The sequence below is a fragment of the Streptomyces sp. S6 genome, from assembly GCF_054880855.1.
The window spans coordinates 1-26,536 of record NZ_JBTYMC010000073.1; the positions used below are offsets into that span (position 1 = coordinate 1).

The window sequence follows — 26,536 nt, forward strand, 5'->3', positions numbered from 1 at the left end:
GCTGGACGAGGGCGTGCGCGGTCAGGACCCGGCGGCCCCGCGGCAGCGCCGGCGGCAGCACCACGTACGCGAGCCGGGCGGGGCGCGGACAGTGCTCGACCAGCGCGGCCTCGGCCTGCTCCACGTCGAGAGCGGGGCCGGCGGAACCGGAACGGGGGGAGCGGGAGGCGGGGCGCTGGGCGACATCCTGTGACTGCACGTCCGGGAGAACGAGCAAGACGGCGTGCGGGTTACTCCCGCGGGTTGACCAGCGCCCGCGCGTAGTCGGTCATCGACCGCCGATAGCGCGGGAGATGGCCCGCCAGCGCCTCCAGCACCAGCGCGAGGCCCTCCCGGTCCCGGTCCAGGCTCGACAGGCACAGCGCGAGGCAGGCCCGCACGGCGTCGTCCAACTCGTCGGACGGGGCGTCCAGTTCGGGCGTCAGCAGCTTCACGCCGTCCTCGGCCCGGCCGACGTTGCGCAGAGAACTCGCCAGCTGGATCCTCGTACGACGGCCCCGGTACCCGTCGAGACCCCGGGCGAGCGCCTCCTCGTACAGGGCAACGGCCTTGCCGGAGTGGCCCGTCGAGTCCCAGGCGCAGGCCTGCTCGAAGGGGGCGACGGGGCTGTCGTCCGGCAACTCGGCGGTGAGGCCGGCGATCACGGCCCGGAAGTCGGCGGCCTGGTCCTCGGTGTACTCGTCGAAGCTCGCCCAGGCGGCGGCCATACGCTCTTCCCAGTCTTCGGTCATGAAGATCACGATGGCACGCGCGGGTTACCGGCACTACCGGAATAGGTGTCCGGTTGAGTGGAACGTGCGCCGGTGTCCGTATCGAGGGGAAGGTCTCTCAGGGAGGAACTGGACAGATGAAGCTGACCCGACCGACGCTCGCGGCCCTGGCCGCCGTCACGGCGCTGACGCTGGCGGGCTGTGGCGGGGGGGACGACAAGAAGGCCGCCGCGGACGCCGTGCCCGTGGCCGCGACCGGCAGCCTCGAACAGCTCGCCGCGCAGGTCAAGTGCAAGCCGAACATACAGACCGACGCGGACGAACTGCGCCAGGCGATCTGCAAGACCGCCGCCGGCAAGTTCATCCTGCTCACCTTCGCCACCGACCGCGGCCAGCGGGAGTGGATCAACGGCGCGAAGGACTACGGCGGTCACTACCTCGTCGGCCGCAAGTGGATCGCGGTGGGGCAGGAGACCAGCACGGTGACGACCCTGCGCAAGACCCTCGGCGGGGAGATCGAGGAGGGCACCGACCACACGGTGCACGAGGGCGGCCATTGACCTTCTTGATCACACAAGAGAGCCGGCGGTGGGAATTCCCACCGCCGGCTCTCTTGTGGTTGAACTAGGCCCGCGTGACTAGCAGTTGCGGCCGCTGTTGATGCAACCGACGACCTGGTTCATCGTGTTCTTCGAGAAGAAGTTGATGAAGTCGTTGTGGTCGGTGATCGGCTTGTGCAGGTTCTCCGGGAAGGAGTCCACCGCGAAAGCGTTCTTCACCTGGCCGTTCTGGATCTGCGGACGGGGCAGGTTGTAGACGAGCCGGACCTGGAGCTGGGGGATCGCCTTGAAGCCGTTGGCGCACTGACCGTTGCCCTGGACGAAGGCCACGTGCGTACGGTGGTTGGCGGAGTCGATGTTCTTGCCGTCCCAGCAGCTCTGGAAGTTGGACGTACGCACCACCTGGCTGCCCTGCGGGCAGATCGGGTACTTGTCCTTCAGCTGCACCTTGTTCTCGAAGCCGGTGCAGGACCAGTTGACGTTGGCGTTGGCGTTGCCGTTGACGAACGCCTTCGCGTCACCGGTGATGATGCGCAGCGCGGTCGGCATGGCGACGACGTTGCCCGCCTTGTTGCCGACGAACTTCAGCTGGGCCTGCGACGGCAGGACGATCTTGCCGACGTTGCCTTCCTTGCCGCCGCCGTCGTTGTTCTGGTCGAAGTCCTTGGTGCCGTCCTGGATGCGCATGACCGGCCAGAAGTAGGACGACTTGTCGCCCTGGTTCTGGCAGCTGGTCTGCGCGTTCGCCAGCTCCTGGTCGCTCGCGAAGGCGTCGTTCGACTGGTTGCCGACGTAGTCGTGCAGGTGGTGGGCGCCGTTGGCGACACCGGGAGCCACGATCACGTTGTCCGTGTTGTGGTTGCGGTTCTGGTTGGTGCCGCACCGGGTGGTGAAGGAACCACGCGAGCCGCTGTTGCCGTTCGCGGCGAGGCCGTTGTTGCCGACACCGAGGTTGGCGTTGCCGCCGGCCTTCGTGATGTCCACGAAGTCCGCGGCCACCGGGCCGTTGCCGCCCTGACCGCCGCCACCGGCCTGCTGACCGCCGTTGTTCTGGCCGCCGTTGTTGTTCTGGCCGTTGCCGTTCTGGCCGTTCTGACCGTTGTTGCCGTTCTGGCCGTTGTTCTGACCATTGTTCTGGCCACCGTTGTTCTGGCCGCCGTTGTTGTTCTTACCGCCGCCGTTGTTCTGACCGTTGTTGCCGTTGTTCTGCCCGGCGTTGGTCTGAGCGTTGTTGGCGGCCTGCGGCGTGCACGCCGCGAGCTGGCTGAGCTGGTTGTTGAACTGCCCGCCCGCCCGCTGGATGTTGATCCGGATACGGTCGATCGTCGCGGCGCGCTTCTCCTTCAGCGGCCCCGTGATCGCGTTCTGCACGAACCCGGGGTCCTGTGCCTGGGCCTGCCTGGAGGAGGCGAGCCGGGCGTAGGCCTCGGTGATCTGCTTGTCCAGCAGCGCCAACTCCCGGTCGACGCCCTGTCGCGCGGCCTGCGGCACGTTCGTCAGCTTCTGGCCGATGTCCGGGCAGGCGATGGTGGCGATCTGGGCGCTGGCGGCCTTGACCTCGTTCTGGCCCGAGCCGTTCGAGGACTCGTGAGCCGAGGCGTAGAAGTTTGCCCAGATCAGCCCGCCCCCACCGAGCGCTAGGGCCGCCGACGCGGCTATGGCCTTGTTGGCCATCGACGAACGGCGTTTACGTGTGTTGCGTCCCATGGAACTCCTCTGACTTCCTTGCGGGGCAGCATCGAGGCGCCCGACAGGAGTGAAGCTGCGTCGTTCATTACGCACGTCGGCTCAGAGGTGTTCAGCCGTCTCGGAAAAACCTGAGAGATTCGTGGAGCGCCTAAGGGGGCTATTCCCCCAACATCCCCACAAGCGGCCCGAGTTGCCTCGGTCATCGATCTCGGTCCAGAAACGCCAGCACCGCCAGTACCCTGCGGTTGTCGTCGTCGGAGACCTCCAGGCCGAGTTTGGCGAAGATGTTCGCTGTGTGCTTCGCCACAGCCCGCTCGGTCACGAAGAGCTTCCCGGCGATCGCCGCGTTCGACCGGCCCTGCGCCATCAGCTCCAGCACCTCCAGCTCCCTCGGCGTCAGCCGCGCGGGCAGCCGGTCCTCCCCGCGCCGGGCCAGCAGTTGCCGGATCACCTGAGGGTCCATCGCCGTACCGCCGGCCGCGACCCGGCGGACCGCGTCCACGAACTGCTCCGCGTCGGACACCCGGTCCTTCAGCAGATAGCCGACCCCGCCGGTGCCGTCCGCCAGCAACTCCCGGGCGTACAACTGCTCCACGTGCTGCGAGAGCACCAACACCGGGAAACCCGGCCGCTCTTGCCTCGCCCGCAGCGCACACTGCAACCCCTCGTCCGTCAGCGTCGGCGGCAGCCGGACGTCCACCACCGCCACGTCCGGCTTCAACTCCCGCAGCGCCCGCTCCAGTTCCGGGCCGGACTCCACCGCCGCCGCGATCTCGAAGCCGAACGCCTCCAGCATGCGCACGAGGCCGTCCCTCAGCAGGAACAGGTCTTCGGCTAGGACAACGCGCACGGGATCTCCAGCGTGGCCGTCGTGGGGCCGCCCGCGGGGGAGCTGACGGCGAGGACACCGTCAAATGTACCCAGCCGCCGTTCCACTCCGGCGAGGCCGGAGCCTGCGGGGGTGTCCGCTCCGGTGTCCTTGCCGACGGCCCTGTCCGTGACGCCGTTCACGGCCGCACCTATGGTCGCGCCGCCCCGGCCGTTGTCCGTCACGGAGACCCGGAGCGAGCCGTCCGTGTGGCGCATGTCGACCCAGATCCGGTCCGCGCCCGCGTGCTTCACCGCGTTCGTCAGCAACTCGCTCACCGCGAAGTACGCCGCCGACTCGACGGGCGCCTCCGCCCGCCCGCCGAGTTCCACCGCCACCTCCACCGGCAACGGCAGCCGCAGCGCCAACGCCCTTACGGCGTCCCCGAGTCCGCGCTCCGCCAGCACCGGCGGATGGATCCCCCGCACCAGGTCCCGCAACTCCTCCAGCGCCTCCGCCGAGTTGTGCCTGGCCTGTGCGAGGAGCGCCTTCGCCTTCGCCGGGTCGTGCTCCATCAGCGCCTCGATCGTGCCCAGGTCCATGCTCATCACCACGAGCCTCGCCTGCGCGCCGTCGTGCAAGTCCCTCTCGATACGGCGCAGTTCAGCGGCGGAGGTGTCCACCGCGTCCCTCCTCGTGTCCGTCAGCACGCGTACTCTCGCGGTGAGTTCCTCGTGGTCCGCCCCCAACACGGTCCTCGTGAACCGGAAGTGGAAGTCGAGGATGGCCGGGTTGTGCCGGTACGCCAGGACCAGGAACCCCACGGCCAGCAGCGCCGCGAGGAACGCCGAGCCCTGGCCGGACACCGGCACGAACGCATACCAAGTCGTGCCCTGCGTCGCCATGTACGCCTTCCACAGACCGAGCGGCAGCGCGAGGCCCTCGACTCCCTTCCCCAGCAGGACGGCGGGCAGCAGGGCGGTGATGAATCCCGGCAGCAGGTCTGTGGGCAGCCACCGTACGTCCCGCCAGGTCTGCGGATCCCCGAGCATGATCCACGTCCGCCGGAACGGCCCCGTCCCCTTCGGAACCTCCTTGTACACGGCGGGTATCCGCACCCCACCCCACTCCCACGCGAGCCCCCGCCGCCACCCCGCGTACCGCCGCACCACGCCCAGCACGACCGGCGTCGTCAGAAAGCCGACCCCGATCGGCAGCAGCGCCAGCGACACCAGCGTGCAGACCAGGCAGACGACATTGGCCGGCAGCCCCGACACCGCGATCCCCAGCCCCCGCGCCGCCGCCACCGACGCGCTCCACACCCGACTCCCGAACCTCTTCATGTCCATGCACCCAGTCTCCCGACTGACCCGAGCTCGGTCACTGGGCCGAGGGCCCGAGGGTGGGGGTGGTGCCAGGTACACCTGCGGGGGCGGGCGGAGTGGAGGCCGTGTCGTCGTGGGGCGGGTGCGGTGACGCTGTGAGGCTGAGCGCGGGCGCCCGATACCGCCGGGCCGACGATCGTGTCGGCCTGGGCCCGGGGCCTGCCTGCCGCTGACCGCGACCGCGACTCGACGGGCCGTGCCAGGACGGGGCGTTGGGCCGGTGAGGCTGGTGGCGATGGGGCGGCTGGGCTCGGGTGTGTGCACGCGAGGGTGTGGTGACGGAGTTGCCCGGCCGGGATTCCGTCGTCCAATCGCGCGCGTGCAGGAGCGGAGGCGTTGACCTGGTGGCCGCGCCCGCACGGATCACACACCACAGCAGGACGACGGACCGGGCTCCGCCCCACCCCCGCCGCACCGACCTCTCCACCCCGCCGCTCCACCCCCCGGGACGCCCCCCACCGCCAGCAACACCTGGCCCTGCCGAGCCGACCGGGACCCCACAGCCGACGCCCCCGCTGGGCACCGTCCGCCCGGGACCCGGAAACGCAGCCCTTCAGCTACCCCCCGATCCCCCCTCGCCCTTCAACACCCGCTCCTCCACCTCAGGTTCCACCCCGATCGTGAGATCCGGACGCCGAGGCACCTCCCCGCCGAGGGACCGCAACCACGTCCACGTATCGGCGACCGTCTCCCGCACAGGCCGGCAGACCAACCCGGTGCTCAACGCGAGGGAGACATCGGCGGAGTGAAGGGCATCGTGCATGTCGGACCCCGGCGGAACCCAGACGGGAAGCTCGGTCCAGGGCTGGATCCCGGCCGCGAGGATCGTCTCGGGATCCGTCCAGCGAAGCTCGGCGGGGGAGCGACCCAAAGCCCCCGCATCCGCCGCTGCGTCTGCGCCTGCACCGACCCCTGCACCTGCACTCGCACCGGCCTCTGCGCCTGCACCGGCCCTTGCTCCCGTACTCGTCCCGGCCTCCGCACTCGCTGCTGTACCGGCTCTTGCTCCCGCACCCGCCTCTGCGCCTGCACCGGCCCTTGCTCCCGTACTCGTCCCGGCCCTCGTACCCGCCGCTGTACCGGCCCTTGCTCCCGTACCCGCATCTGCCGCTGCACCCACGCCTGCGTCGGCCTCTGCACCCGCACTCGTACCGGCCGCTGGGCCTGCGCCTGCATCGGCTCTTGCTCCCGTACTCGTCCCGGCCCCCGCACCTGCACCTGCCCCTACACCGGCCCCCGCACCCGCACCCGTACTCGTCCCGGCCCCCGCCCCCACCCCCGTCACAGCAACGCAAGCCTCCAAAAGCTCCCCCATACTCGCGTGCCCCCGAGGACAGACGAGGTTCACCGGCCCGCTCACCCCCCGCTCGATCGCCCCCAGCACCCACCCCGCCAGATCCCGCGCGTCGATGTACTGGAAGGTCAACTCCCGTGGCCCAGGAGCGAGTACGGCCCCACCCCGGGCGATCCGAGCCAACCACCACGGCAGCCGCCCCACATTCTCGTGCGGCCCGAGAATCAACCCGGCCCGCGCGAACACGGAACGCTCCGCCCCGAAGGACTCCAGCACGGCGAGTTCCCCACCCCGCTTGTCCCGCGCGTAATCCGTCCGCCCCGCGTCACTCCGAGCCCCCTCGACGACAGCCGCGCTCTCGTCGAACCCGGCGTCCGGCGCCCACGCGTACACGGACAGGCTGGACACATACACGTACCGCCCCACCCGCCCCCGCAACAGCCGAGCAGCCGCTTGCACAGCTTTCGGCTCCCGAGCCCATGTGTCGACGACGGCATCCCACTCTCCGCGCTCCAACGCGGACAACCCCCCTTCGACAGTCCGGTCCCCCACGAGCGCCCGCACCCCAGGCACGGCTTCACCGGACCCCCGGTTGAAAACAGTCACCTCCCACCCCCGACCCACAGCCGCCTCCACGACGGCCCGCCCCACGAACTGCGTCCCACCCAGCACAAGAAGTCTCATACCCCCGACCCTGCCCGCCCCCGACCCGGAACGGAACCCGACTCTGCCGACAGCAGATCGAACAGCCCACTGCCTGTGGCTGGGCAGGGTGACCACACGCCCCAGTCGCTTCCGTCCCTGCTCACCGACCCGGCAGCACTGTCGGTCGTCGGCGACCGGACCCTCGATACGAGATAAGTCCGGCCCTCATCGCCGCGGGGGCACGCACGACCGTCGTCATCGTCCCCCAAGGGACAACCGCGGGACCGGCGTCCAGGACTCCACCAAAGTGACGACTCGGCCGCCCCCAACCCCAAAGCCCGGCCGAGCCCCCTCACTTCACCTCACCCAACCGGCGGCGTGTACTTGTACCCCACCCTCCGAACCGTCTGGATCGCCTGCCGCCGAACCCCCAACTTCCGCCGCAGCCGGGCGACATGGACATCGACGGTCCGCCCGTCACCCACATGCCCGTACCCCCACACGGTGGTGACGAGCTGATCGCGGGTGTGCACCCGGTTGGGATGCGCGACGAGATGCGCGAGGAGTTCGAACTCCAGGTAGGTCAGATCGAGTTCGGCACCGTCGACGGAGGCGGTCCGCTGGACGGAGTCGATGCGGACGACGGAGTCGGCACCCGAGTCGGCACCAACTCCCGCCCCCGCCACCCCCACCGGCAGGAACGGCGGCTGCTGATCCGCCGGGACGAGGACCAGGTACCCGATCATGGGCGGCTGCCCGGGAAGGGACGGCAGCGTGTGCGCGGGCGCCGGCAGCCAAGTGGCCCCCGGCGGAAGGAAGTCCGCGATCTCCACGACCTCGTCGCGGTCGACGGCCCGCAGCCGATGCCGGGGCGAAGGGGCGGGAGCGGGCGCGGTGAAGGAGGTCAGGGAACGAGTGGTGGTGGTCGCCATGAGACGTCAGCTCTTTCGCGCGAGAAGTTCGTCAGGAGGACCGACGGCCCCGATTCGTGGTCGGGCCCCGCCGAGGGACGTACCTGTTCGCGCCGGCCGAAGACCGGGATGTACGGCTTTAGAGGGCCGGCGCGTTCACCGCGCGACAACACACCCGATCGAAGTCGTGATGCTGACGGGAGGGCCAGAACGGCTCAAGGTCATGGCGACCCGTCGCATCGCACTTCTGGAAGCTGGCCATGCTCACATTGAAGCAGACACCGGCCCGTCACAGGACCCTTCTCTCACAGAATGGACAAGCAGGCAACGCGAGAAGGGCGCCCCTGTCACAGGAGCGCCCCACTGGGAGAGAGACGGATCAGACCTGGCCGGCCTTCTCCAGCGCCGAGCAGCACGTGTCCACCAGCAGACGCGTCACCACGTACGGGTCGACGTTCGCGTTCGGACGGCGGTCCTCGATGTACCCCTTGCCGTCCTTCTCGACCTGCCACGGGATCCGCACGGACGCGCCGCGGTCGGAGACGCCGTACGAGTACTCGTTCCACGGAGCGGTCTCGTGCAGACCGGTCAGCCGGTCGTCGATGCCCGCGCCGTAGTTCTTGACGTGGTCCAGCGGCTTCGAGCCCTCGCCCAGCGACTCGCACGCGGTGATGATCGCGTCGTACCCCTCGCGCATCGCCTTCGTGGAGAAGTTGGTGTGCGCACCCGCGCCGTTCCAGTCGCCCTTCACCGGCTTCGGGTCCAGCGTCGCGGAGACCCCGAAGTCCTCGGCGGTGCGGTAGAGCAGCCACCGCGCGATCCACAGCTGGTCGGCGACGACGCTCGGGGAGAGCGGGCCGACCTGGAACTCCCACTGGCCCGGCATGACTTCGGCGTTGATGCCGGAGATCCCGAGACCGGCCTTGAGGCAGTTCTCCAGGTGCGCCTCGACGACGTCACGGCCGAAGATCTCGTCCGCGCCGACACCGCAGTAGTAGCCGCCCTGCGGAGCCGGGAAGCCGCCGCGGGGGAAGCCGAGGGGGTAGCCGTCCTTGAAGAACGTGTACTCCTGCTCGATCCCGAAGATCGGCTCCTGTGCGGCGAACCGCGTCTCGACCTCGACCAGCGCGGCACGCGTGTTGGACGCGTGCGGGGTCATGTCGATGTCCAGGACCTCGCACAGGACGAGGATGTCGTCGCCCCCGCGGATCGGGTCCGGACAGGTGAAGACCGGCTTGAGCACCCGGTCGGACGCGTGACCCTCGGCCTGGTTCGTGGACGACCCGTCGAAGCCCCAGATCGGCAGCGTGCCGAGCCCGCCGAACGCGTCCGTGACGATCTTCGTCTTGGAACGCAGCTTGGCCGTCGGCTCGGTGCCGTCGATCCAGATGTACTCAGCCTTGAAGGTCACGGGCCACATCCTTCGGGGTATGTCCTGGCGCACTTGCGGGTGCGGTGGCGCTACTGCACTGGGGCGCCGTGTCGAATACCGGCACCCTGTCAACAGGCGATTTCCCGACCATTGCCCGTATGTGAACCCCGTGTTACCTGGGGGTGTTGTGGCGCGATTCACGCGGTGAGGTGCGACGGGGTGTCCACGGCTGCGCACGGCCGTCCGTACGACGTCTCGTATGCGATGCGAGGGCCCTCAGAACCACCTCCGCCCCCGCTCCCGCCGGTACCTCCGCTCCCACCGAGCCTGCCGGTCCCGCCGCTCCCGGTACGCCTGGTAGGACGCCGGACGGCCCTCCCGCCCGCTCTCCACCGCCCCCGAAGGCCGCCTCACCAGCAGATACAGCGCGACCGCCGCGAGCCACCACACATGATTCCCGAACCCGAGCACCACCAGGACGACGATCCCCGCGAGCGCGACGATTCCCATGACGGCCTCCTCCCGACCCGTACCCGGGTTCCCCCTCCTCGGAGATGTATCAATGAACCCATGCCCACGCTGACTTCCTTCTCGTACGACGCCGACGGCGCCCTCCTGAGCGGCGTGCACGGCGGACCGTCGACCGCCACCACCACGGCCGTCCTCCTGCACGGCGCCGGACGCGGCAGCAAGGCCCGACTCCTGCCGCTGGCCGAGGAGTTCACGGCCCACGGCTGCCGGGCCCTGGCCTTCGACTTCTCCGGCCACGGCGAAAGCACCGGCGAACTCGGGGAGTTGACCCTGAGACGCCGCTTCGAGCAGGCGGTGGGCGTGATCGACGCGTACGTCCCCGACGACGGCCCCCTGATCCTCGTCGGCTTCAGCATGAGCGGCCAGACGGTCGCCGACCTCGTCGCCCACTACGGCGACAGGGTGACCGCGATCGGCCTCGGCGCCCCCGCCGTCTACGCCGCCGACGCGTGGGACGAGCCTTTCGCCGAAGGCGACTTCACGCGGATCATCCGCACCCCGGGTTCCTGGCGCACCTCACCCGCCCTGGACACCCTGCGCACCTACCCCGGCCGCGCCCTCCTCCTCGTACCGGAGACGGACGACGTGATCCCCCAGGAGGTCACGGAGGCCATCGAGGACGCCCTCACGGCGAACGCCCAGTACAGCAGGGTCGAACTGGACGGCGCGGACCACCAGTTGGGCATCTGGTACCGAGATCACCCGCAGGCACGGCGAGAATTGGTCGAGGCGCTCCTCACCGGTCATGGCTGGACGGCCACCTGGGAGTGGCTGGCCAAGCAGACGGACAAGTCCGTCATCAAGTCGACGGCGCTGAAAGGCGGCTGGACCTCCCGGATGCGCCGCGTCACGCTCGACGACTCCGACGTCGTCCTCCGCACCTTCGTGAAGCCCTTCTTCCGCCGCCACGCCCCCGGCCTCCTCACCCGCGAGGCGCGGATCCTCACCCTCCTCGCGGACCAACCCGCCATCCCCGCCGCCCGGTTGATCGGTGTCGACGCCGACGCCGACCACTGCGACCACCCCTCCCTCGCGATGTCCCTCCTCCCCGGGCGGGTCCGCTTCGAGGACGAGGGCGCCGACCGCCGACTGGACCTCCTGGCCCGACTCCTCGCCGACATCCACGCCGTGACCCCCGCCGAACGCCCCCGCGACTACCAGGCATGGACCTCCGCCGACCGAGTACGTGTCCCGGAGGGGGAGTTGTGGGAGCGCGCGGTGGACGTCATCCGCCGCGACCCCCCGCCGTACGAAGGCTGCTTCCTGCACCGGGACTTCCACCCCGGGAACGTCCTCTTCCTGGGCGAGGGGGAGGAGTTGAGGGTCAGCGGCGTCGTCGACTGGGTCGAGACGTCCTGGGGTCCGGCCGATCTGGACGTCGCCCACTGCTCGACCGCGCTGGCCCTGCTGCACGGCGCCGAGGCCGGACTCGGGTTCCGCGCACGCTACGAGGCCCACGGCGGACGGCGGTTGGCCGACGGCGCCGACCACCTCTACTGGCGCCTCCTCGACTGCCTCGCCTACGCGGCCGACGCGAGCCGGCTCGCCGCACCCTGGCGGGAGTCGGGCCGCACCGACCTGACGCCCGAACTGCTGGGGGAGCGGCTGGAGGCGTACGTACGCGGCCTGTTGGCGACGTACGCATGAGAAAGGGCCGGGCGCCAGGCGCCCGGCCCTGAGAACGGGACCGTTACCGCGAGTACCGCATCAGCGCCCGCACCATGTGGCACGTCGTGTCCGACGGCGGGTGGATGCCGATGCGCTCGGCCGTGGAGCGGATCCTCTCGTTGCGGGCCTGGTTCGGGACGAAGACGCCCGAGTCGAGGAGGGCGATGGCGAGGCGCATGGCCTTGAGGCGGCGGTTGTGCGAGATGTACCACTCACGCGGGCGCCCGGCGGGCAGCGGGTGCTTCTCGACGGGGGCGTACGGCAGGTCGAACAGGACAGTGGACACAGGCAGCCTCCTGTTGCGGTCAGGACACCGCCGGGAAGCGTCCGATCCCCCGGCGACACCCTCGAACACTGCTTCTATTCTACTGCCCACCACTGACAATCGCCCCTGATCAAAGGCCCTTTCAGGGGGCTCACGGGAGCGTTCGGCGCTACCGTTGGCGGCATGGAGATCTGGATCAACCCCGCCTGTTCCAAGTGCCGCAGCGCCCTCACGATCCTCGACGCGGAGGGCGCCGAGTACACCGTCCGCCGCTACCTGGAGGACGTCCCGAGCGAGGACGAGATCAGCGCCGTCCTCGGCCAGCTCGGCCTGGAGCCGTGGGACATCGTCCGCACCCAGGAGGCCGACGCGAAGGAGCTGGGCCTGAAGGAGTGGCCGCGCGACGAGGCGTCCCGCGCCCGCTGGATCGCCGCCCTCGCCGCGCACCCGAAGCTGATCCAGCGGCCCATCATCACCGCCGACGACGGGACGGCGGTGGTGGCGCGGACGGAGGACGCGGTGCGGGGGACACTGAAGGGCTGAACTGAGCGATCCGCGCGGGACATCCGTACCTGACGGCGAACACAACCGCATAGGTCCCGTCGCCCGCGGCCACGTGCGACGGGACCCGGGTTGCCGCTACACCCCCGGCGCACCCCACACCGGAAACCACCGGCTGAGGTCCTGCTCCATCTTCAGGTCGTTCACGAGCGCCGCCTTGACCTGCAACTCCAGTGCGTTGTCCCGGCGTTGGGAGTTGCCCAGCGGGGCGAACGGATAGAAGGTGCCCCGCTTGTACAGGTACACCAGGGACAGTCTTCGCCCGGTGCCGTCCGTGAACCCGGCGAGGGAACACAGGAGTTGCGGACCGAAGCCGTTGACCTCCATCGAACTGTTCACCGCGTGCAGGTCGTTGACGAGGGCGGACAGGTCGCCCTGGGAGCGGCGGGAGACGAGCCAGGAGTAGCCGTACGTGTCGCGGGTCAGCTCGACCGGGGGGCCGGTGCGGTCGGTGTCGGCGTCCAGGAGGGCCTGCACCTCGCGGTGTGTCTGGTCGAACGCCGAGCCCTCGACCGTCGCGAAGCACACCGCGCCGACGCCGGTCGGGGTGAGACCTGCCGCCGCCTCCAGGGTGATCGCCGCCGAGGGCAGCGCGAAGAGCTGGTCCAGGTCGGGTGCGACCGGTTTCGTCCGGCCCAGCAGGATGTCCAGCAGCCCCATCAGTCAGTCTTTCCTACGGGCTCGCCCAACTCGGCGGAGATCCTGCCGAGTTGCTCCAGCCTCTGGTCCAGGGTCGGGTGGGTGGAGAAGTACCGGGCGAGGCCCGGCTCGGCGCCGAGCGCCGGGGTGAAGTAGAACGCGCTGAACGCCTGCGCCGTCCGCAGGTCCTTCGAGGGGATGCGGGCTATGTCGCCGTCCACCTTCGTCAGGGCCGCCGCCAGCGCCGAGGGGCGGCCGGTCAGCAGGGCGGCGGCGCGGTCCGCCGCCAGCTCCCGGTACCGGGACAGGGCGCGGATCAGCAGGAAGCTGAGCGCGTAGACGGCCATGGAGACGCCGAGGACCGCCGCGAACACCGCGATCGTGTTCTGGTCCTTGCGGTCCCGGCCGCCGAACATCTGCGAGTACAGCGCGAACCGGACGATGAGGCCCGCGATCACGCCCAGGAACGAGGCGATCGTGATCACCGCGACGTCCTTGTGCGCCACGTGCGACAGCTCGTGCGCCAGCACGCCCTCCAGCTCCGCCGGCTCCAGCCGGTCCAGCAGCCCCGTCGTCACGCACACCACCGCGTTGTCGGCGTTGCGGCCCGTCGCGAACGCGTTCGGCATGGCCAGGTCGGAGACGGCGACGACGGGCTTCGGCATGTCCGCGAGCGCGCACAGCCGGTCCACGACCGCGTGCAGCTCGGGGTACTCCTCGCGCTCCACGACCTTGCCGTGCATCGCGAACAGCGCTATCCGCGCCGAGAACCAGTACTGCGCGCCGAGCATCACGGCCACGACCAGCACGACGAGCACCCACGACTTCATCAGCACGATCAGGGCGGCGACGAACCCCACGTACAGCAACCCCAGCAGAAACATCGTGACCGTCATCCGCACGGTCAGCTGCCGGTCGCTCCGGAAACGGCTCCGCATCTGCATCACCCCGCAGTCAGGCACTCGCCCCTACCGCCCAGTGTGCGCGTGACCACCCCATGAACAGGCCCTGAACAGCCCCGCTCAAGGCAAAGGCTGCCGGCCCTACACCCCCTGGAACCCGCTGTACCCCAGTACGACGATCAACAGCGCGACGATCCCGAACACCAGCACCACGGACCGCCACGGCGACCCGGCCCCGAGCGGCACCCTGGGCATCCGGAACCTCCGCCCGCGCCCCACCGGCTCCCCCCGGAACGGCACCGCCTCCGGCGGCTCCTCCCGCCACTTCGCCGCCAGCATCCGCGCCCGAGCCGACGGCTCCTTGTGCGCGGCCCCGTCGGCCCACCGAAGATCGAACTCCCGCTCCTCTTCGTCCTTCTCAGCCATGCGTTCCACGATACGACTCCCCGATGTCCTCGAACCACAGTGCGGGTTCGGCCGCGATGAAGTCCCGCATCATCTCCGTGCACTCGGGGTCGTCCAGCAGCACGATCTCCACCCCGTGCCCGGCCAGCCACTCATGTCCGCCGTGGAACGTCTCCGCCTCCCCGATCACCACCCGCGAGATCCCGAACTGCCGCACCAGCCCACTGCAGTACCAACAGGGCGACAACGTCGTCACCATCGTCGTCCCCCGATACCCCTTCTGCCTCCCCGCCGCCCGAAACGCCGCCGTCTCCGCATGCAACGACGGATCCCCGTCCTGCACCCGCCGATTCCGCCCCCGCCCCAACAGCGTGCCGTCCGCCCCGTACAACGCGGCCCCGATGGGAATTCCCCCCTCCGCGAGCCCGGCACGCGCCTCTTGGACCGCGACGGGAAGCAGAGCACGTGCTGTGGTCAGATCCATGTCGGCCATTGTGGTCTTTGGCTCATTTGTGCTCAATGGGCAACGCTGGAGAGAGGGACGGCAGCAGCTGTGAGGCGGGTACGGCGAAGGCCGCCGACCGCGCCTCGGGGGCGGCGGTCGACGGCCTTCCTCGTGATCATCCCGAAGGGCGTCGATCACACGTCGTAGTACAGCTCGAACTCGTGCGGGTGCGGACGCAGCTGGAGCGGCGCGATCTCGTTCGTGCGCTTGAAGTCGATCCACGTCTCGATGAGGTCGGACGTGAAGACGTCGCCGGCGAGGAGGAACTCGTGGTCCGACTCAAGGGCGTCGAGGACGGCGCCCAGGGAGGTCGGGACCTGGGCGACGCCCGCGTGCTCCTCGGGGGCCAGCTCGTAGAGGTCCTTGTCGATCGGCTCGGCCGGCTCGATCTTGTTCTTGATGCCGTCGAGGCCCGCGAGGAGCAGGGCGGAGAAGGCGAGGTACGGGTTGCCGGAGGAGTCGGGCGCACGGAACTCGACGCGCTTGGCCTTCGGGTTGGACCCGGTGATCGGGATACGCATCGCGGCGGAGCGGTTGCGCTGCGAGTACACCAGGTTGATCGGCGCCTCGAAGCCCGGGACCAGACGGTGGTACGAGTTCACCGTCGGGTTGGTGAAGGCGAGCAGCGACGGGGCGTGCTTGAGGATGCCGCCGATGTAGTAACGGGCGGTGTCCGACAGGCCCGCGTAACCGGCCTCGTCGTAGAACAGCGGGTCGCCGTTCGCCCACAGCGATTGGTGGACGTGCATGCCCGAACCGTTGTCACCGAAGATCGGCTTCGGCATGAACGTCGCGGTCTTGCCGTTGCGCCACGCCACGTTCTTCACGATGTACTTGAAGAGCTGGAGGTCGTCGGCCGCGGCGAGCAGCGTGTTGAACTTGTAGTTGATCTCCGCCTGGCCGGCGGTGCCCACCTCGTGGTGCTGGCGCTCGACCTGGAGGCCGGACTTCTCCAGCTCCAGGGAGATCTCCGCACGCAGGTCGGCGAAGTGGTCCACCGGGGCGACCGGGAAGTACCCGCCCTTGTAGCGGACCTTGTACCCGCGGTTGTTCTCGACCGCACCGGTGTTCCAGGCGCCCGCCTCGGAGTCGATGTGGTAGAAGCTCTCGTTCGCGGCGGTGGAGAACCGCACCGAGTCGAAGACGTAGAACTCGGCCTCGGGACCGAAGTACGCGGTGTCCGCGATACCGGTCGACGCGAGGTACGCCTCCGCCTTCTTCGCGACGTTCCGCGGGTCACGGGAGTACTGCTCACCCGTGATCGGGTCGTGGATGAAGAAGTTGATGTTGAGCGTCTTGTCACGGCGGAACGGGTCGATCTTCGCCGTGTCCAGGTCCGCGCGCAGTGCCATGTCCGACTCGTGGATCGCCTGGAACCCACGGATCGACGAGCCGTCGAACGCCAGCTCCTCGTCCGGGTCGAACGCACCGACGGGCACGGTGAAGTGCTGCATCACGCCCGGCAGGTCGCAGAAGCGGACATCGACGAACTGAACCTTCTCGTCCGCGATCAGCTTCTTGATGTCGTCGGCGTTCTGGGACATCCAGCTCCTCCTACTCCCGGCTGTTTCCCGAGCCGGGGTGGTAGTTCGTTCGTGCGGCCAGTGCGGTGGCACACGCTCGTCCCGACCCTAGGGACGGGTGATTTCTCGGGCGTGACCCATTTGTTTCGCTGAAGTTAACCGGATCTCGCCCGCCCCACCCCACCTGTCGGCTTCGCCCGGCGTGCCCAGTACCGTGGACGGGTGGACAAAAGGCAAGCACTCGGATCATGGCTCTCGGGACCCCGCGCGGCCCTGGAGGAAGCCGGTGTCGACTTCGGCTACCGGGGCCGTGACCTCGGTCTTCCCGAGGAGGGCCCGAACTCGCTGGCCCGTCCGGGCCGCCGCCTCGGCGCCCTCGCCGTCGACTGGGGCCTCAGCGTCTTGATCGCATACGGCCTCATCACGGACGGCTACTCGCCCGCCACCGGCAACTGGGCCCTGCTGGTCTTCTTCGTACTCGGCGCCCTCACGGTGACGACACTCGGCTTCACCCCGGGCAAGCGTCTCTTCGGCATCCGCGTCCTCCACCTCCCCACCGGCACGGTCAACCCCCTGCGCGCCCTCCTGCGCACGGTCCTCCTGTGCCTCGCGATCCCGGCGCTGGTGTGGGACAAGGACGGGCGGGGGCTGCACGACCGGTTGGCTCATACCGTCGAGGTACGCGTCTAGGACAGACCGAAGGGGGCGCCCATGATCTTGGGCGCCCCCTTCGTCGTCCGGAATCAACGGCCCTTCGGCCCGCCCTTCGGGAGCTTCATGCCCTTCGGCATCGGCCCCTTCGGCAGCGGCATGTTCGACATCAGGTCGCCCATCGCCTTGAGCCGGTCGTTCGTCGCCGTCACCTGCGGGCCGGTCAGGACACGCGGGTACTTCAGGAGCGTCGTCCGCAGCTTCTTCAGCGCGATCTGGCCCTCGCCGACGCCGACGATCACGTCGTGCACGGGGACGTCCGCGACGATGCGGTTCATCTTCTTCTTCTCCGCCGCGAGGAGCGTCTTGACCCGGTTCGGGTTGCCCTCGGCGATCAGGACGATGCCGGCCTTGCCGACCGCGCGGTGGACGACGTCCTGGCTGCGGTTCATCGCGACGGCGGGGGTCGTCGTCCAGCCTCGGCCGATGTTGTCGAGGACGGCGGCGGCGGCGCCGGGCTGGCCCTCCATCTGGCCGAACGCGGCCCGCTCGGCGCGGCGGCCGAACACGATCGCCGTCCCGAGGAAGGCGAGCAGGAAGCCGAGGATCCCGAGGTAGACCGGGTGGTCGATCAGGAAGCCGATCGCGAGAAAGACACCGAAGATGAGGAGGAAGACGCCCGCGAGCACCAGGCCGATCGTCTTGTCGGCCTTACGGGTCATCTTGTACGTCAGGGCGATCTGCTTCAGTCGCCCGGGGTTCGCGGACGCTGCCGCGCTGTCACTTCTCGCCATACCGGAAGTCTACGTGGCCCCTGCGGGGCGGACTCCCCCGGGAAGGTCAGGGGGCCACGGAGCTGACCGCTTCGAGGACGCGCTCGGCCTCGACCCGGTCCTTGGCGCGGCGGCGGTCCTCCAGGACGGAGGTCCACGCGTTGCGGCGGGCGGTGCGCTGGCCGCTGCTCAGCAGCAGCGACTCGACGGCGCGCAGGGCGTCGGTGAACGTCGGGATGGCGGTGGCGCGGACGGGTGCGGCCTGCATGTGGAGGTCCCCCCTCGGAAAGGCTTTGGGTATGGGCCTACGTGATGTGACTTCAGCGTCACTGATTGGTGTTACCAGGGCGTGACCGACCGGTCAAACGCCCATGAAACCTTGGTGCGGCCCCGAAAACTTTCAACGCGGCCCCGGCATCCGCGTGAACTGCGGAAACAGCCGGGGCCGCGTCGTCTCGGCCATTACTGGCCGGTAGCTCCTTGTGCGTGAATTCACACGGCCCGATCAGGCGGCCCGATCAGGCGGCCCGGTCAGACGGCCTGGCTGGCCACGAAGTCGCCCCGCTTCTCGACGGCCATCTGGTACAGCCGCCCCGCACGGTACGACGACCGCACCAGCGGCCCCGACATCACCCCGGAGAAACCGATCTGCTCGGCCTCCTCCTTGAGCTCCACGAACTCGTGCGGCTTGACCCACCGCTCGACGGGGTGGTGGCGCACGGACGGCCGCAGGTACTGCGTGATCGTCACCAGCTCGCACCCGGCGTCGTGCATCTGCCGGAGCGCGTCCGTGATCTCCTCGCGCGTCTCACCCATCCCGAGGATCAGGTTCGACTTGGTGACCAGGCCGTAGTCGCGGGCGGCCGTGATCACCTTCAGGGAACGGTCGTACCGGAAACCCGGCCGGATGCGCTTGAAGATCCGCGGCACGGTCTCGACGTTGTGCGCGAAGACCTCCGGACGGGACGCGAAGACCTCGTCGAGCAGCTCCGGGACGGCGTTGAAGTCCGGCGCCAGCAGCTCGACCTTCGTCCGGCCCTCCGCGCGGGACGCCGTCTGCTCGTGGATCTGCCGCACGGTCTCCGCGTACAGCCACGCCCCGCCGTCCTCCAGGTCGTCACGCGCGACGCCGGTGATCGTGGCGTAGTTCAGGTCCATCGTGACGACGGACTCGCCGACCCGGCGAGGCTCGTCCCGGTCCAGCGCCTCCGGCTTGCCGGTGTCGATCTGGCAGAAGTCGCAGCGCCGGGTGCACTGGTCGCCACCGATGAGGAACGTCGCCTCCCGGTCCTCCCAGCACTCGTAGATGTTGGGGCAGCCGGCCTCCTGGCACACCGTGTGCAGCCCCTCGCTCTTCACGAGGCCCTGCATCTTCGTGTACTCGGGACCCATTTTCGCCCGGGTCTTGATCCACTCGGGCTTGCGCTCGATGGGGGTCTGGGCATTCCGGACCTCCAGGCGCAACATCTTGCGTCCGTCGGGTGCGACTGCGGACACGACCGGCTCCCTGTTCGTTTGCTTAAAAGGTCTTCGATTCTTCGGCGTACACCAGCGTACGCCCGTGATTACCGGGCCCTACGCTCAGGCCAACCCGGCCACCCGCAGGCGCATTCCCCCGTTCAGACCGCTGTGGGCTCGATCTCACGCGGCTTGAGTTCGGCGTGCGCCATGACGTCCCCGAGATGCCGCTCCACCACCGGCAACACCTCCTCGACCGTCACGTCCCGCCCCAACTCCTCGGCGAGCGACGCCACCCCCGCGTCCCGGATCCCGCACGGGATGATCCGGTCGTACCACTTGTTGTCGGGGTTCACGTTGAACGCGAAGCCGTGCATCGTGACCCCCTTCGCCACCCGGATCCCGATCGCGGCGATCTTCCGGTCCTCCCGCCGCTGCCCCGCGTTGGACGGCGCGTACTCGGGCCCGTTCATCCGGGGGTCGAACTCCTCGTCGGTGAGCCGGGGGTCGAAGTCGAGGGAGAGCCCGCCGATCGACGGCCGCTGCTCGACGGGGTCGCCCAGCACCCACACCCCGCTGCGCCCCTCGACCCGGCTGGTCTCCACCCCGAACTCGGCGCAGACCCGGATCAGCGCGTCCTCGATCCGCCGCACGTGCGCGACGACGTCCACGGGACGGGGGAGCTTCTGGATCGGGTACCCGACGATCTGGCCGGGCCCGTGCCAGGTGATCTTCCCGCCCCGGTCGACGTCGACGACCGGCGTCCCGTCGAGCGGCCGCTCGCTGTCGACCGTCCGCCGCCCGGCCGTGTACACGGGGGGATGTTCAAGGAGCAGCACGGTATCCGGTACCTCGTCGGCGAAGCGTGCCGCGTGGACCCGGCGTTGCTCGTCCCAGGCCGCCTGGTACTCGACGGTCCCCATACGGACGAACCGCAGTTCACTCACGGCAAACGCCTCCTCGACGTGGTAAGGCACGAAACGCCTCCACGCCACTGTACGACTGCCCCGCCGACGTCAGCCCGACGGTCAATCCTCACACGATCGGATGAATGGACCCGGGATAGTGCGACCGCATGCTCACGCTCCGCTACATTCGCGCCGTTCACGAGGCCAACTGGGCTGCTCACAGGCAATCCGGGCACTTCATCCGGGCACGTCAGATGCCCGGGAGGCAGGAGACCGCACCGCAGATGACGGACCGACCCGCGCCGCGCACCCCCAACCGCCAGCTCGCCGCGCTCATCGCAGAAGCGGGGTTCTCCAACGCAGGACTGGCCCGCCGGGTCGATCAGCTCGGGCTCGAACACGGCCTGGACCTCAGATACGACAAGACGTCCGTCACCCGCTGGCTGCGCGGCCAGCAGCCCAGGGGGACGACGCCGGCCCTGATCGCCGAGGTCTTCACCCGCCGCCTCGGCCGCCGCCTGACCGCCCAGGACCTCGGCCTCGACGCCTGCGCCCCCGTGTACGCGGGCCTGGAGTTCGCCGGCACCCCCGAGGAGGCCGTCGACATCGTCAGCGGCCTGTGGCGCAAGGACTCCGGCAGCCACGCCGAACTCCGCAAGATCGCCTTCACCCCGGCGGGCCTCGTCGTCCCCAGCCGCGACTGGCTCATCGGCCGCGCCGACGAACGCGTCGCCCGCGCCGAACCCAACCCCCGCATCCCCGCCCAGGCCCACCCGTCCGTCCCCCGCCAGCGCGCCCAGGGCGAACGCGGCCTCCGGGTCACCGGCGGCGACATCTCCGCCCTGCGCTCGGTGGGGGAGCTGTTCCGCGCCCTCGACAGCAGGTACGGCGGCGGCCACGCCCGCCAGGCCCTCGTGCGCTACCTGGAGCACGAGTGCGAGCCCATGCTCCGGGGCGTCTACGGCGAACAGACCGGCCGACGCCTCTTCGCGGCGGCGGCCGACCTCACGCGGCTCGCCGGCTGGACGTCGTACGACATCGCCGCGCACGGCCTGGCCCAGCGCTACTTCGTCCAGGCGCTGCGCCTCTCCCAGGCGGCCGGGGACCGCGCGTACGGGGCGTACGTCCTCGTCACGATGAGCCGCCAGGCGGTGTACCTGGGCCACGGCCGCGAGGCGGTCCAACTGGCCCGCGTCGCCCAGCAGGGGGTGGGCACGGCGGCGGCCCCGACGGTCCAGGCGCTGCTCCACGCGGTCGAGGCGCGAGGCCACGGCGTCCTGGGCGAAGTCCGCGCCTGCACCACCTCGTTGGTCCGCGCGGAACGCGCCCTGGAGGCGTCGAAGCACACCGGCGCGGAGGAAGTCCCGTACTGGGCACGGTTCTTCGACGACGCCCAGCTCGCCGACGAGTTCGCGCACTGCCACCGCGACCTCCACCAGTTCCGCGCGGCGGCCCAGCACGCCGAACGCTCCCTCCACCTGCGCCCCGCCACCCAGGCCCGCAGCCGCCTCTTCTGCCGCGTCGTCCTCGCCACCGCCCGCCTCTCCCTCGGCGAACTCGACCAGGCGTGCCGCCACGCGGCCGAAGCGGCGAGCCAGGCCTCGGAGATGCGGTCCGCCCGCGCGCTGGAGTACGTGCGGGAGTTCGAGCGGCGCCTTGAGCCCTACAAGGACGCGGCGGCCGTCCGGGGCTACCGGGAGAAGGTGGCGGCACTGGGCTGAGGCGGCACCGGCCCCTTGGGCTCGCCGGGAGCAAGGGGCCGGTACAGGCGGTCAGTTGAGCAGCTCGACCGCCTCCCGGTAGTCCTCGTACGCCTCCCGGTACCGGCGCACCACCACGAGGAACATCGCCCGGTCGGTCAGCGTCCGGGCGAGCCACTCCCCGTCGCCGGGCTCCCGCGCCAGCTCCACCGACCGGTCGAACAGGGGCCGGAGGGCCTGCTCCATCCGCAGCGTCCGGTTCTCGTGGAACAGCGCCGAACGGACCGTCAGACGGTGCTGGACGACGCGGAGTTGCCGCGGTCCGGCGTCCGGGTCGGCCGCCTCCCGCTCCAGTCCGTCCAGCCCGGCGAACCAGGCGCGGCGGACGTCGGGGGACCACAGGGCGACGTCCGCACCGAACGCGGGCGCCGGGAAGCCGCCGGGCTCCAGGGAGCGCGCCGACAGAGCGAGGAGCGTCTTCCAGAACGGCACCGCGTCGCTCCAGCCCCCGCGCTCACCGCCCACGGCCAACTCCTTGAGGAGACCGAGGGCTTCGGCACGCACGGCGCCCGCTGCGGTGGTCCCGGCCATCCGGGAGTGCTGCACGAGCGCCCACAGGACCGACGCCGACGACCCCTCGCGCGCGGCCAGCGCACGCCGCCGGCCGTCCACGAGCCGCCGGACCGTCTCGGACGCGGCGCCGTGCTGCCCCGCCGCCTCCAGGTTCCCGGCGTGCCGGACCAACGCCCAGACGGAGGCGCCCGGTTCACGCCCGCTGACCTCGGCCGCCGCCGCGTACCGGCCCTCCTCGGCGAGGACCACCCCGAGCCGCGCACTCCCCTCCGGCCCGGCCTCCGCCGCCTCCCGGCACGCTGCGAGCCCCTCTTCCCGCCGCCCCGCCGCGAACAGCTCCCTCTCGTACGCGCCGAGTGCCCGCACCAGCACCGCGGCCCGCTGAGGGTCCTCCGCCTCGACCTTCCTCGCCGCCTCGACCGCCTCCCCGCACAGCGCGAACACGATCTCCGGCCGTTCCTTGAACTCCGGTGCGTACGAATACGACACCAATGCCGTCGCCAGCTTCCCCAGATAAGCCCGCGGGCTCACCTGAACCAGCACCCGATATGCCTGAACTTCCTCCCGCAGACTCCGCCGCCCCGACCCGAGCAACATCATCCGAGCCCTCAACACCGCGTCCTGATCAACCGACTTGGAGTTCGCCATGCGGAAGATTCTGGGGGTGTGGAATGCCCGGAACAAGGTAAAACAACTGTGCCGTCCGTCCTACGAAATCGCCCGCTGACCTGTCATGATGGTGTCGGTTGATTTCTTGTCCGGCTTTCCACCGTCCGGCCCGGAGATCCCGGGCCGGACGGTCGAATTCCCTTTCCCCGGCGCTCTTTTCGCTCACGCCGCCTTCGGCACAGTCGCCGGCGGATCCGCCAACTGCGCAGCCCCGTCCGCCCCCAGCTCCGCGATCAGCGCCGTCGCCGCGCGGTGCGCCGAGTGCAGGGCGCCCTGGACGGTGCTGGTGTCGCGGTGGTCGCCGCAGACGTAGAGGCCGGCGAGGAGGCGGACGGGGCGGCGCAGGTCGTGGGGCGGACGCATCGCGGGGACCGCCTCGGCGGTGTGGTGGACGGCCAGCGTCTCCCAGCGGGACGTGGACGTGCCGTAGAGGCGGGCGAGGTGGGTGCGGACGGCGTCGTCCAGACCGGGCGGGGGAGTGCCGAGGACGGTGGACGAGATCAACACCCGCCCCGCGGGCGCCCTGTTGGGGTCCACCGCGCTCATCACCGCCGTGTGGGCCACCGGCCCCCCGCGCTCCGCGTCCAGCAGCAACGCCGCACCCGTGTCGGGGAGTTCGTCCGTCGTGTGGTGGACGACCGTCACGGGATGGAACTCCGGCACCCGCAGCCCCGGCAGCAACTCCACGGCCGTACGCGCGTCGGTCGCGACGAGGACGGCCCGGCACCGGAACTCCCCGTGCTCGGCGGTCGTCACGGAGGTGGTGGACACGGAGGTGACGCGAACTCCCGTACGGACGACGCCGGTCGGGAGAGTCGAGGCGAGGAGCTCGGGCAGGACGTCGGCCCCGCCCTCGGGTACGCACAGCCGCCCCCCGACGAACGCCCGCAACGCGAGATCCGCACACCGGCTGGACGTCGTCAGCCCGGGGTCGCACAGCAGCGCCGCCAGCAGCGGACGCAAGAACGCGTCGACGGTCCGCGCCGGCAGCCCCCGAGCCGTGAGCGCCTCCCCGGCGGTCGACTCGGTGCGCGCGAGGAGCCGCTCGACGGGGACGGAGGCGAGCCGCGAGAGCGCGCCGCGCAACCGTGCCTGGTCCATCGCGGAGCCGAGAGGGCCCCCGTACCACCCCTTGCCGGTCAGGGCGTCGTCCCCCGCCCGAGGGGCGCTCGCCAGGGCGCGTACAACGTCGAATGCGCCCCTCGCGCCCCCTACGACAGCCGCCCGGGAACCCCCCGGCACCGCACCCGGGACCTCTGCCGCACCGAACCCCCGCACGCCCCCCTGACCGGCCGCCCGAACCCGCCGAACCCCCCTGGCGGCACCCCGAGTCGCCCCCTTCGGTGCGGCCGGCGTCACGACCCGCACCCGCCGCCCCTCCCCGTGCAGCAACACCCCCGGCGCGAAGGACCGCAGCACCAGCCCCTCAAGCCCCGGCGCCATCGCCAGCTCCGGGTACGCCGTGGACAGCAACTGCCCGATCCGGTCCAGACGGAACCCGTCGACCTTCTCGGTCGCCATCCGCCCCCCGACCCCCGGGGCGGCCTCCAGTACGGTCACCGACAGTCCTGCGCTGGTCAGCCGCTGCGCCGCGGACAGCCCGGACACCCCGGCCCCCACGATGACGACGTCGACCTTGTACGCGGGCTCAAGCACGTGCCCCTCCTCGCGGATTGCGTCGAGTCGAAGACGTCATGCCCTCAACTCGGCGTAGGGATACCCGAGTTCCGCTTGAGGGTAGGTCCGCGCCCGCGAAGGGTCAGCTCGCGCACACACCGGGCACGGGCGCACGCAGGTCGCATGCCGGGCGGGAGTTCAGCGCAGGGCCGCCCGCACGGCGTCGTCGATCCCGGGGAACGCGAACCGGAACCCGGACTCCAGGAGCCGCCCCGGTAGGACGCGGGCGCTGCCGAGCACGTCCCCGGCCATCTCGCCGAGCACCGCCTTCAACACCGGCGCGGGCACGGCGAACACCTTCGGGCGGTGCAGCACGCGGGCCATGGCGTCGGTGATCCGACCGTTCGTCAGAGGCTCGGGCGCGGTGAGGTTGAACGGCCCGGAGAGATCGTCCCGTTCGAGGAGATGGCGGATCGCGGCGACCTCGTCGTGCAGCGCGATGTACGACCAGTACTGACGGCCGTCCCCGAGCCGCCCGCCAAGTCCCGCCCTGAACAAGGGGAACAGCTTCCCCCAGGCACCCCCGCCTTTCGCGACGACCAGCCCGGTCCGCGCGAACACGGTCCGCACACCGGCGAGTTGCGCCGCGGCGGCGGCCCCCTCCCACTCCACGCACAGTTCCGGCAGGAACCCGGACCCGGCCGGCGCGCTCTCGTCGACGGCCCGGTCCCCGGTCTCCCCGTAGATCCCGATCGCGCTCCCGTTGACGAAGACCCGAGGCGGCTCGGCCATCGAGGCGACGGCCTCGGCGAGCGCCCGCGTCCCGTTGACCCGCCCGTCCCAGATCGCCTTCTTGTACGCCGCCGACCACCGCCGGTCCCCGACCCCGGCCCCGGCGAGGTTCACGACGGCGTCCACGCCCTCAAGCGCCGCCGCGTCCACCCGCCCCGCCTCGGGCTCCCACGCCACCTCCAGCGGCCCGGCGGCGGCCCGCCGCACCAGCCGGGCCACCTCGTACCCGTCGGCCTCCAGGGACCGAACCAGCGCACTCCCGATCAGACCGGAGGCCCCGGCCACAGCGATTCGCCTCATGCCCCCATCCTGCCCCGCATCCCCATAAAGTTCCCGTTTGAACGTTCAATCGAGCATGTTCGGGGTGGCCTTGCGGGGACGTCCTCCTACAGTGCCCCCATGGCCGCCACCCTCCACATCCGCCCCGCCACCCCCGCCGACGACTCCCCCCTCGCGGAACTGGACCGCCTCACCTGGTCCCGCCTCCACGCGGTCATGTCCCGCCCTCTCCCCGGCGCCCCCTTCTTCGACGACCGCCACCGCCCCGCCGAATACCTCGTCGCCACCCTCGACGACACCGTCGTCGGCTACCTCCGCCTCGCCCCCGCCCTCTTCGAGGTCAGCGCCCACGTCCGCCAGATCCAGGGCCTCGCCGTCTCCGAAGCGGCCCGAGGAACCGGCGTCGGCCGGGCCCTGGTCCGCGCGGCGATCGACCGCGCCCGCACAGCCGGCGCCCGCCGCATCACCCTCCACGTCCTCGGCCACAACACCCCCGCCCGCAAGCTGTACGAGGGGGAGGGGTTCGCGGTGGAAGGGGTGCTGCCGGGGGAGTTCCTGCTGGACGACGAGTACGTGGACGACGTCCTGATGGGCCGCCCTCTCTGAGCGGCGGTCGTGCGGTGATCCCCCGTTGATGCTCCTATTGCCTGTCAAGCGGCTTGGAGCCAGTTGCGGTAGGTGTGGGCGAGGTCGTCGTCTCGGCGGATTCCGCGTTCGAGGGCGGAGATGGCGGTCGGCCAGAG

Annotated in this window: 27 protein-coding genes and 2 pseudogenes; 6 read left to right on the forward strand and 23 right to left on the reverse strand. The window is 70.4% G+C overall.

Annotated features, from left to right (window positions below):
* Together ACVNF4_RS13030 and ACVNF4_RS13035 are read right to left on the reverse strand one after the other, a co-directional pair.
* Nucleotides 1-199, reverse strand: a 199-nt coding sequence (locus tag ACVNF4_RS13030) for a hypothetical protein (RefSeq protein ID WP_461802926.1), incomplete at its 3' end; no start/stop codon positions are given.
* Between the two features lie 31 nt (nucleotides 200-230).
* Nucleotides 231-731: a tetratricopeptide repeat protein gene (locus tag ACVNF4_RS13035; protein WP_461802927.1), complete on the reverse strand. Its 501-nt coding sequence runs from the start codon at nucleotides 729-731 to the stop codon at nucleotides 231-233.
* A 116-nt stretch (nucleotides 732-847) separates the two neighbouring features.
* Between ACVNF4_RS13035 and ACVNF4_RS13040 the strand changes: the two genes are divergently transcribed.
* Nucleotides 848-1,270 (forward strand): hypothetical protein, encoded by a 423-nt coding sequence (locus tag ACVNF4_RS13040; RefSeq protein ID WP_461802928.1) that lies wholly within the window; start codon nucleotides 848-850, stop codon nucleotides 1,268-1,270.
* 78 nt (nucleotides 1,271-1,348) lie between these two features.
* Here ACVNF4_RS13040 and ACVNF4_RS13045 read toward each other — a convergent pair whose 3' ends face one another.
* The 8 genes and pseudogenes from ACVNF4_RS13045 to ACVNF4_RS13080 all read right to left on the reverse strand — a co-directional run bounded on the left by ACVNF4_RS13045 (nucleotide 1,349) and on the right by ACVNF4_RS13080 (nucleotide 9,884).
* Nucleotides 1,349-2,977, reverse strand: a complete 1,629-nt coding sequence (locus ACVNF4_RS13045) for a DUF1996 domain-containing protein (RefSeq protein WP_461802929.1) — start codon at nucleotides 2,975-2,977, stop codon at nucleotides 1,349-1,351.
* 181 nt (nucleotides 2,978-3,158) lie between these two features.
* Complete coding sequence (locus ACVNF4_RS13050; RefSeq protein ID WP_461802930.1) at nucleotides 3,159-3,809, reverse strand: LuxR C-terminal-related transcriptional regulator; 651 nt, start codon at nucleotides 3,807-3,809, stop codon at nucleotides 3,159-3,161.
* Nucleotides 3,794-5,116, reverse strand: a complete 1,323-nt coding sequence (locus ACVNF4_RS13055) for a sensor histidine kinase (RefSeq protein ID WP_461802931.1) — start codon at nucleotides 5,114-5,116, stop codon at nucleotides 3,794-3,796. Before ACVNF4_RS13055 ends, ACVNF4_RS13050 begins: the two co-directional genes overlap by 16 nt.
* 589 nt (nucleotides 5,117-5,705) lie before the next feature.
* Nucleotides 5,706-6,011 (reverse strand): annotated as a pseudogene (locus tag ACVNF4_RS13060) (reductase); the annotation flags it as partial.
* A 408-nt stretch (nucleotides 6,012-6,419) separates the two neighbouring features.
* Nucleotides 6,420-7,130, reverse strand: a pseudogene (locus ACVNF4_RS13065) (NAD-dependent epimerase/dehydratase family protein); the annotation flags it as partial.
* Between the two features lie 323 nt (nucleotides 7,131-7,453).
* Nucleotides 7,454-8,023, reverse strand: coding sequence for a winged helix-turn-helix domain-containing protein (locus ACVNF4_RS13070; RefSeq protein WP_461802932.1), 570 nt, complete (start codon nucleotides 8,021-8,023; stop codon nucleotides 7,454-7,456).
* Between the two features lie 358 nt (nucleotides 8,024-8,381).
* Nucleotides 8,382-9,413 carry a glutamine synthetase gene (gene glnII, locus ACVNF4_RS13075; protein ID WP_461802933.1) on the reverse strand — a complete coding sequence of 344 codons (1,032 nt, stop codon included), beginning with the start codon at nucleotides 9,411-9,413 and terminating at the stop codon, nucleotides 8,382-8,384.
* Between the two features lie 237 nt (nucleotides 9,414-9,650).
* Nucleotides 9,651-9,884: a hypothetical protein gene (locus ACVNF4_RS13080; protein ID WP_461802934.1), complete on the reverse strand. Its 234-nt coding sequence runs from the start codon at nucleotides 9,882-9,884 to the stop codon at nucleotides 9,651-9,653.
* 60 nt (nucleotides 9,885-9,944) lie between these two features.
* On the opposite strand from ACVNF4_RS13080, the gene ACVNF4_RS13085 reads away from it, so the two are divergent.
* A complete protein-coding gene (locus ACVNF4_RS13085; protein WP_461802935.1) occupies nucleotides 9,945-11,552 on the forward strand; it encodes an alpha/beta fold hydrolase in 1,608 nt (535 codons plus the stop codon).
* A 43-nt stretch (nucleotides 11,553-11,595) separates the two neighbouring features.
* On the opposite strand, the gene ACVNF4_RS13090 is transcribed toward ACVNF4_RS13085, so the two are convergent.
* A complete protein-coding gene (locus ACVNF4_RS13090) occupies nucleotides 11,596-11,859 on the reverse strand; it encodes a hypothetical protein (RefSeq protein ID WP_461802936.1) in 264 nt (87 codons plus the stop codon).
* Between the two features lie 162 nt (nucleotides 11,860-12,021).
* Between ACVNF4_RS13090 and ACVNF4_RS13095 the strand changes: the two genes are divergently transcribed.
* On the forward strand, nucleotides 12,022-12,381 hold the full coding sequence (locus ACVNF4_RS13095; RefSeq protein ID WP_461802937.1) for an arsenate reductase family protein: 360 nt from the start codon (nucleotides 12,022-12,024) through the stop codon (nucleotides 12,379-12,381).
* Nucleotides 12,382-12,477: 96 nt separating this feature from the next.
* Here the strand turns inward: ACVNF4_RS13095 and pspAB are convergent, their stop codons facing one another.
* The 5 genes from pspAB to glnA all read right to left on the reverse strand — a co-directional run bounded on the left by pspAB (nucleotide 12,478) and on the right by glnA (nucleotide 16,394).
* A complete protein-coding gene (gene pspAB / locus ACVNF4_RS13100) occupies nucleotides 12,478-13,059 on the reverse strand; it encodes a PspA-associated protein PspAB (RefSeq protein WP_461802938.1) in 582 nt (193 codons plus the stop codon).
* The gene (gene htpX, locus ACVNF4_RS13105) at nucleotides 13,059-13,976 is read right to left on the reverse strand and encodes a zinc metalloprotease HtpX (RefSeq protein ID WP_461802939.1); all 918 of its coding nucleotides are present in this window, start codon (nucleotides 13,974-13,976) and stop codon (nucleotides 13,059-13,061) included. Before htpX ends, pspAB begins: the two co-directional genes overlap by 1 nt.
* 105 nt (nucleotides 13,977-14,081) lie before the next feature.
* The gene (locus ACVNF4_RS13110; RefSeq protein WP_461802940.1) at nucleotides 14,082-14,366 is read right to left on the reverse strand and encodes an SCO2583/SCO2584 N-terminal domain-containing protein; all 285 of its coding nucleotides are present in this window, start codon (nucleotides 14,364-14,366) and stop codon (nucleotides 14,082-14,084) included.
* Nucleotides 14,359-14,829, reverse strand: coding sequence for a nucleoside deaminase (locus tag ACVNF4_RS13115; RefSeq protein ID WP_461802941.1), 471 nt, complete (start codon nucleotides 14,827-14,829; stop codon nucleotides 14,359-14,361). The genes ACVNF4_RS13110 and ACVNF4_RS13115 overlap by 8 nt, the downstream gene beginning before the upstream one ends.
* 155 nt (nucleotides 14,830-14,984) lie before the next feature.
* The gene (glnA, locus tag ACVNF4_RS13120) at nucleotides 14,985-16,394 is read right to left on the reverse strand and encodes a type I glutamate--ammonia ligase (protein WP_461802942.1); all 1,410 of its coding nucleotides are present in this window, start codon (nucleotides 16,392-16,394) and stop codon (nucleotides 14,985-14,987) included.
* Nucleotides 16,395-16,595: 201 nt separating this feature from the next.
* Between glnA and ACVNF4_RS13125 the strand changes: the two genes are divergently transcribed.
* Nucleotides 16,596-17,063, forward strand: coding sequence for an RDD family protein (locus ACVNF4_RS13125; protein WP_461802943.1), 468 nt, complete (start codon nucleotides 16,596-16,598; stop codon nucleotides 17,061-17,063).
* A 53-nt stretch (nucleotides 17,064-17,116) separates the two neighbouring features.
* On the opposite strand, the gene ACVNF4_RS13130 is transcribed toward ACVNF4_RS13125, so the two are convergent.
* From ACVNF4_RS13130 to lipB, 4 genes are all read right to left on the reverse strand, one after another.
* Nucleotides 17,117-17,818, reverse strand: coding sequence for a DUF4191 domain-containing protein (locus ACVNF4_RS13130; protein WP_461802944.1), 702 nt, complete (start codon nucleotides 17,816-17,818; stop codon nucleotides 17,117-17,119).
* Nucleotides 17,819-17,864: 46 nt separating this feature from the next.
* Nucleotides 17,865-18,065: an SCO2195 family GlnR-regulated protein gene (locus ACVNF4_RS13135; RefSeq protein WP_461802945.1), complete on the reverse strand. Its 201-nt coding sequence runs from the start codon at nucleotides 18,063-18,065 to the stop codon at nucleotides 17,865-17,867.
* A gap of 263 nt (nucleotides 18,066-18,328) precedes the next feature.
* Nucleotides 18,329-19,294 (reverse strand): lipoyl synthase, encoded by a 966-nt coding sequence (gene lipA / locus ACVNF4_RS13140; protein WP_461802946.1) that lies wholly within the window; start codon nucleotides 19,292-19,294, stop codon nucleotides 18,329-18,331.
* Nucleotides 19,295-19,416: 122 nt separating this feature from the next.
* Nucleotides 19,417-20,202 (reverse strand): lipoyl(octanoyl) transferase LipB, encoded by a 786-nt coding sequence (gene lipB, locus ACVNF4_RS13145; RefSeq protein ID WP_461802947.1) that lies wholly within the window; start codon nucleotides 20,200-20,202, stop codon nucleotides 19,417-19,419.
* A gap of 245 nt (nucleotides 20,203-20,447) precedes the next feature.
* Between lipB and ACVNF4_RS13150 the strand changes: the two genes are divergently transcribed.
* Nucleotides 20,448-21,884 carry a regulator gene (locus tag ACVNF4_RS13150; protein ID WP_461802948.1) on the forward strand — a complete coding sequence of 479 codons (1,437 nt, stop codon included), beginning with the start codon at nucleotides 20,448-20,450 and terminating at the stop codon, nucleotides 21,882-21,884.
* A gap of 51 nt (nucleotides 21,885-21,935) precedes the next feature.
* Here ACVNF4_RS13150 and ACVNF4_RS13155 read toward each other — a convergent pair whose 3' ends face one another.
* The 3 genes from ACVNF4_RS13155 to ACVNF4_RS13165 form a co-directional block, all read right to left on the reverse strand.
* On the reverse strand, nucleotides 21,936-23,084 hold the full coding sequence (locus ACVNF4_RS13155; protein WP_461802949.1) for a hypothetical protein: 1,149 nt from the start codon (nucleotides 23,082-23,084) through the stop codon (nucleotides 21,936-21,938).
* 183 nt (nucleotides 23,085-23,267) lie between these two features.
* A complete protein-coding gene (locus ACVNF4_RS13160; RefSeq protein ID WP_461802950.1) occupies nucleotides 23,268-24,761 on the reverse strand; it encodes an NAD(P)/FAD-dependent oxidoreductase in 1,494 nt (497 codons plus the stop codon).
* A gap of 159 nt (nucleotides 24,762-24,920) precedes the next feature.
* Complete coding sequence (locus ACVNF4_RS13165) at nucleotides 24,921-25,814, reverse strand: TIGR01777 family oxidoreductase (protein WP_461802951.1); 894 nt, start codon at nucleotides 25,812-25,814, stop codon at nucleotides 24,921-24,923.
* A gap of 99 nt (nucleotides 25,815-25,913) precedes the next feature.
* On the opposite strand from ACVNF4_RS13165, the gene ACVNF4_RS13170 reads away from it, so the two are divergent.
* The gene (locus tag ACVNF4_RS13170) at nucleotides 25,914-26,399 is read left to right on the forward strand and encodes a GNAT family N-acetyltransferase (protein WP_461802952.1); all 486 of its coding nucleotides are present in this window, start codon (nucleotides 25,914-25,916) and stop codon (nucleotides 26,397-26,399) included.
* Nucleotides 26,400-26,536 lie beyond the last annotated feature (137 nt).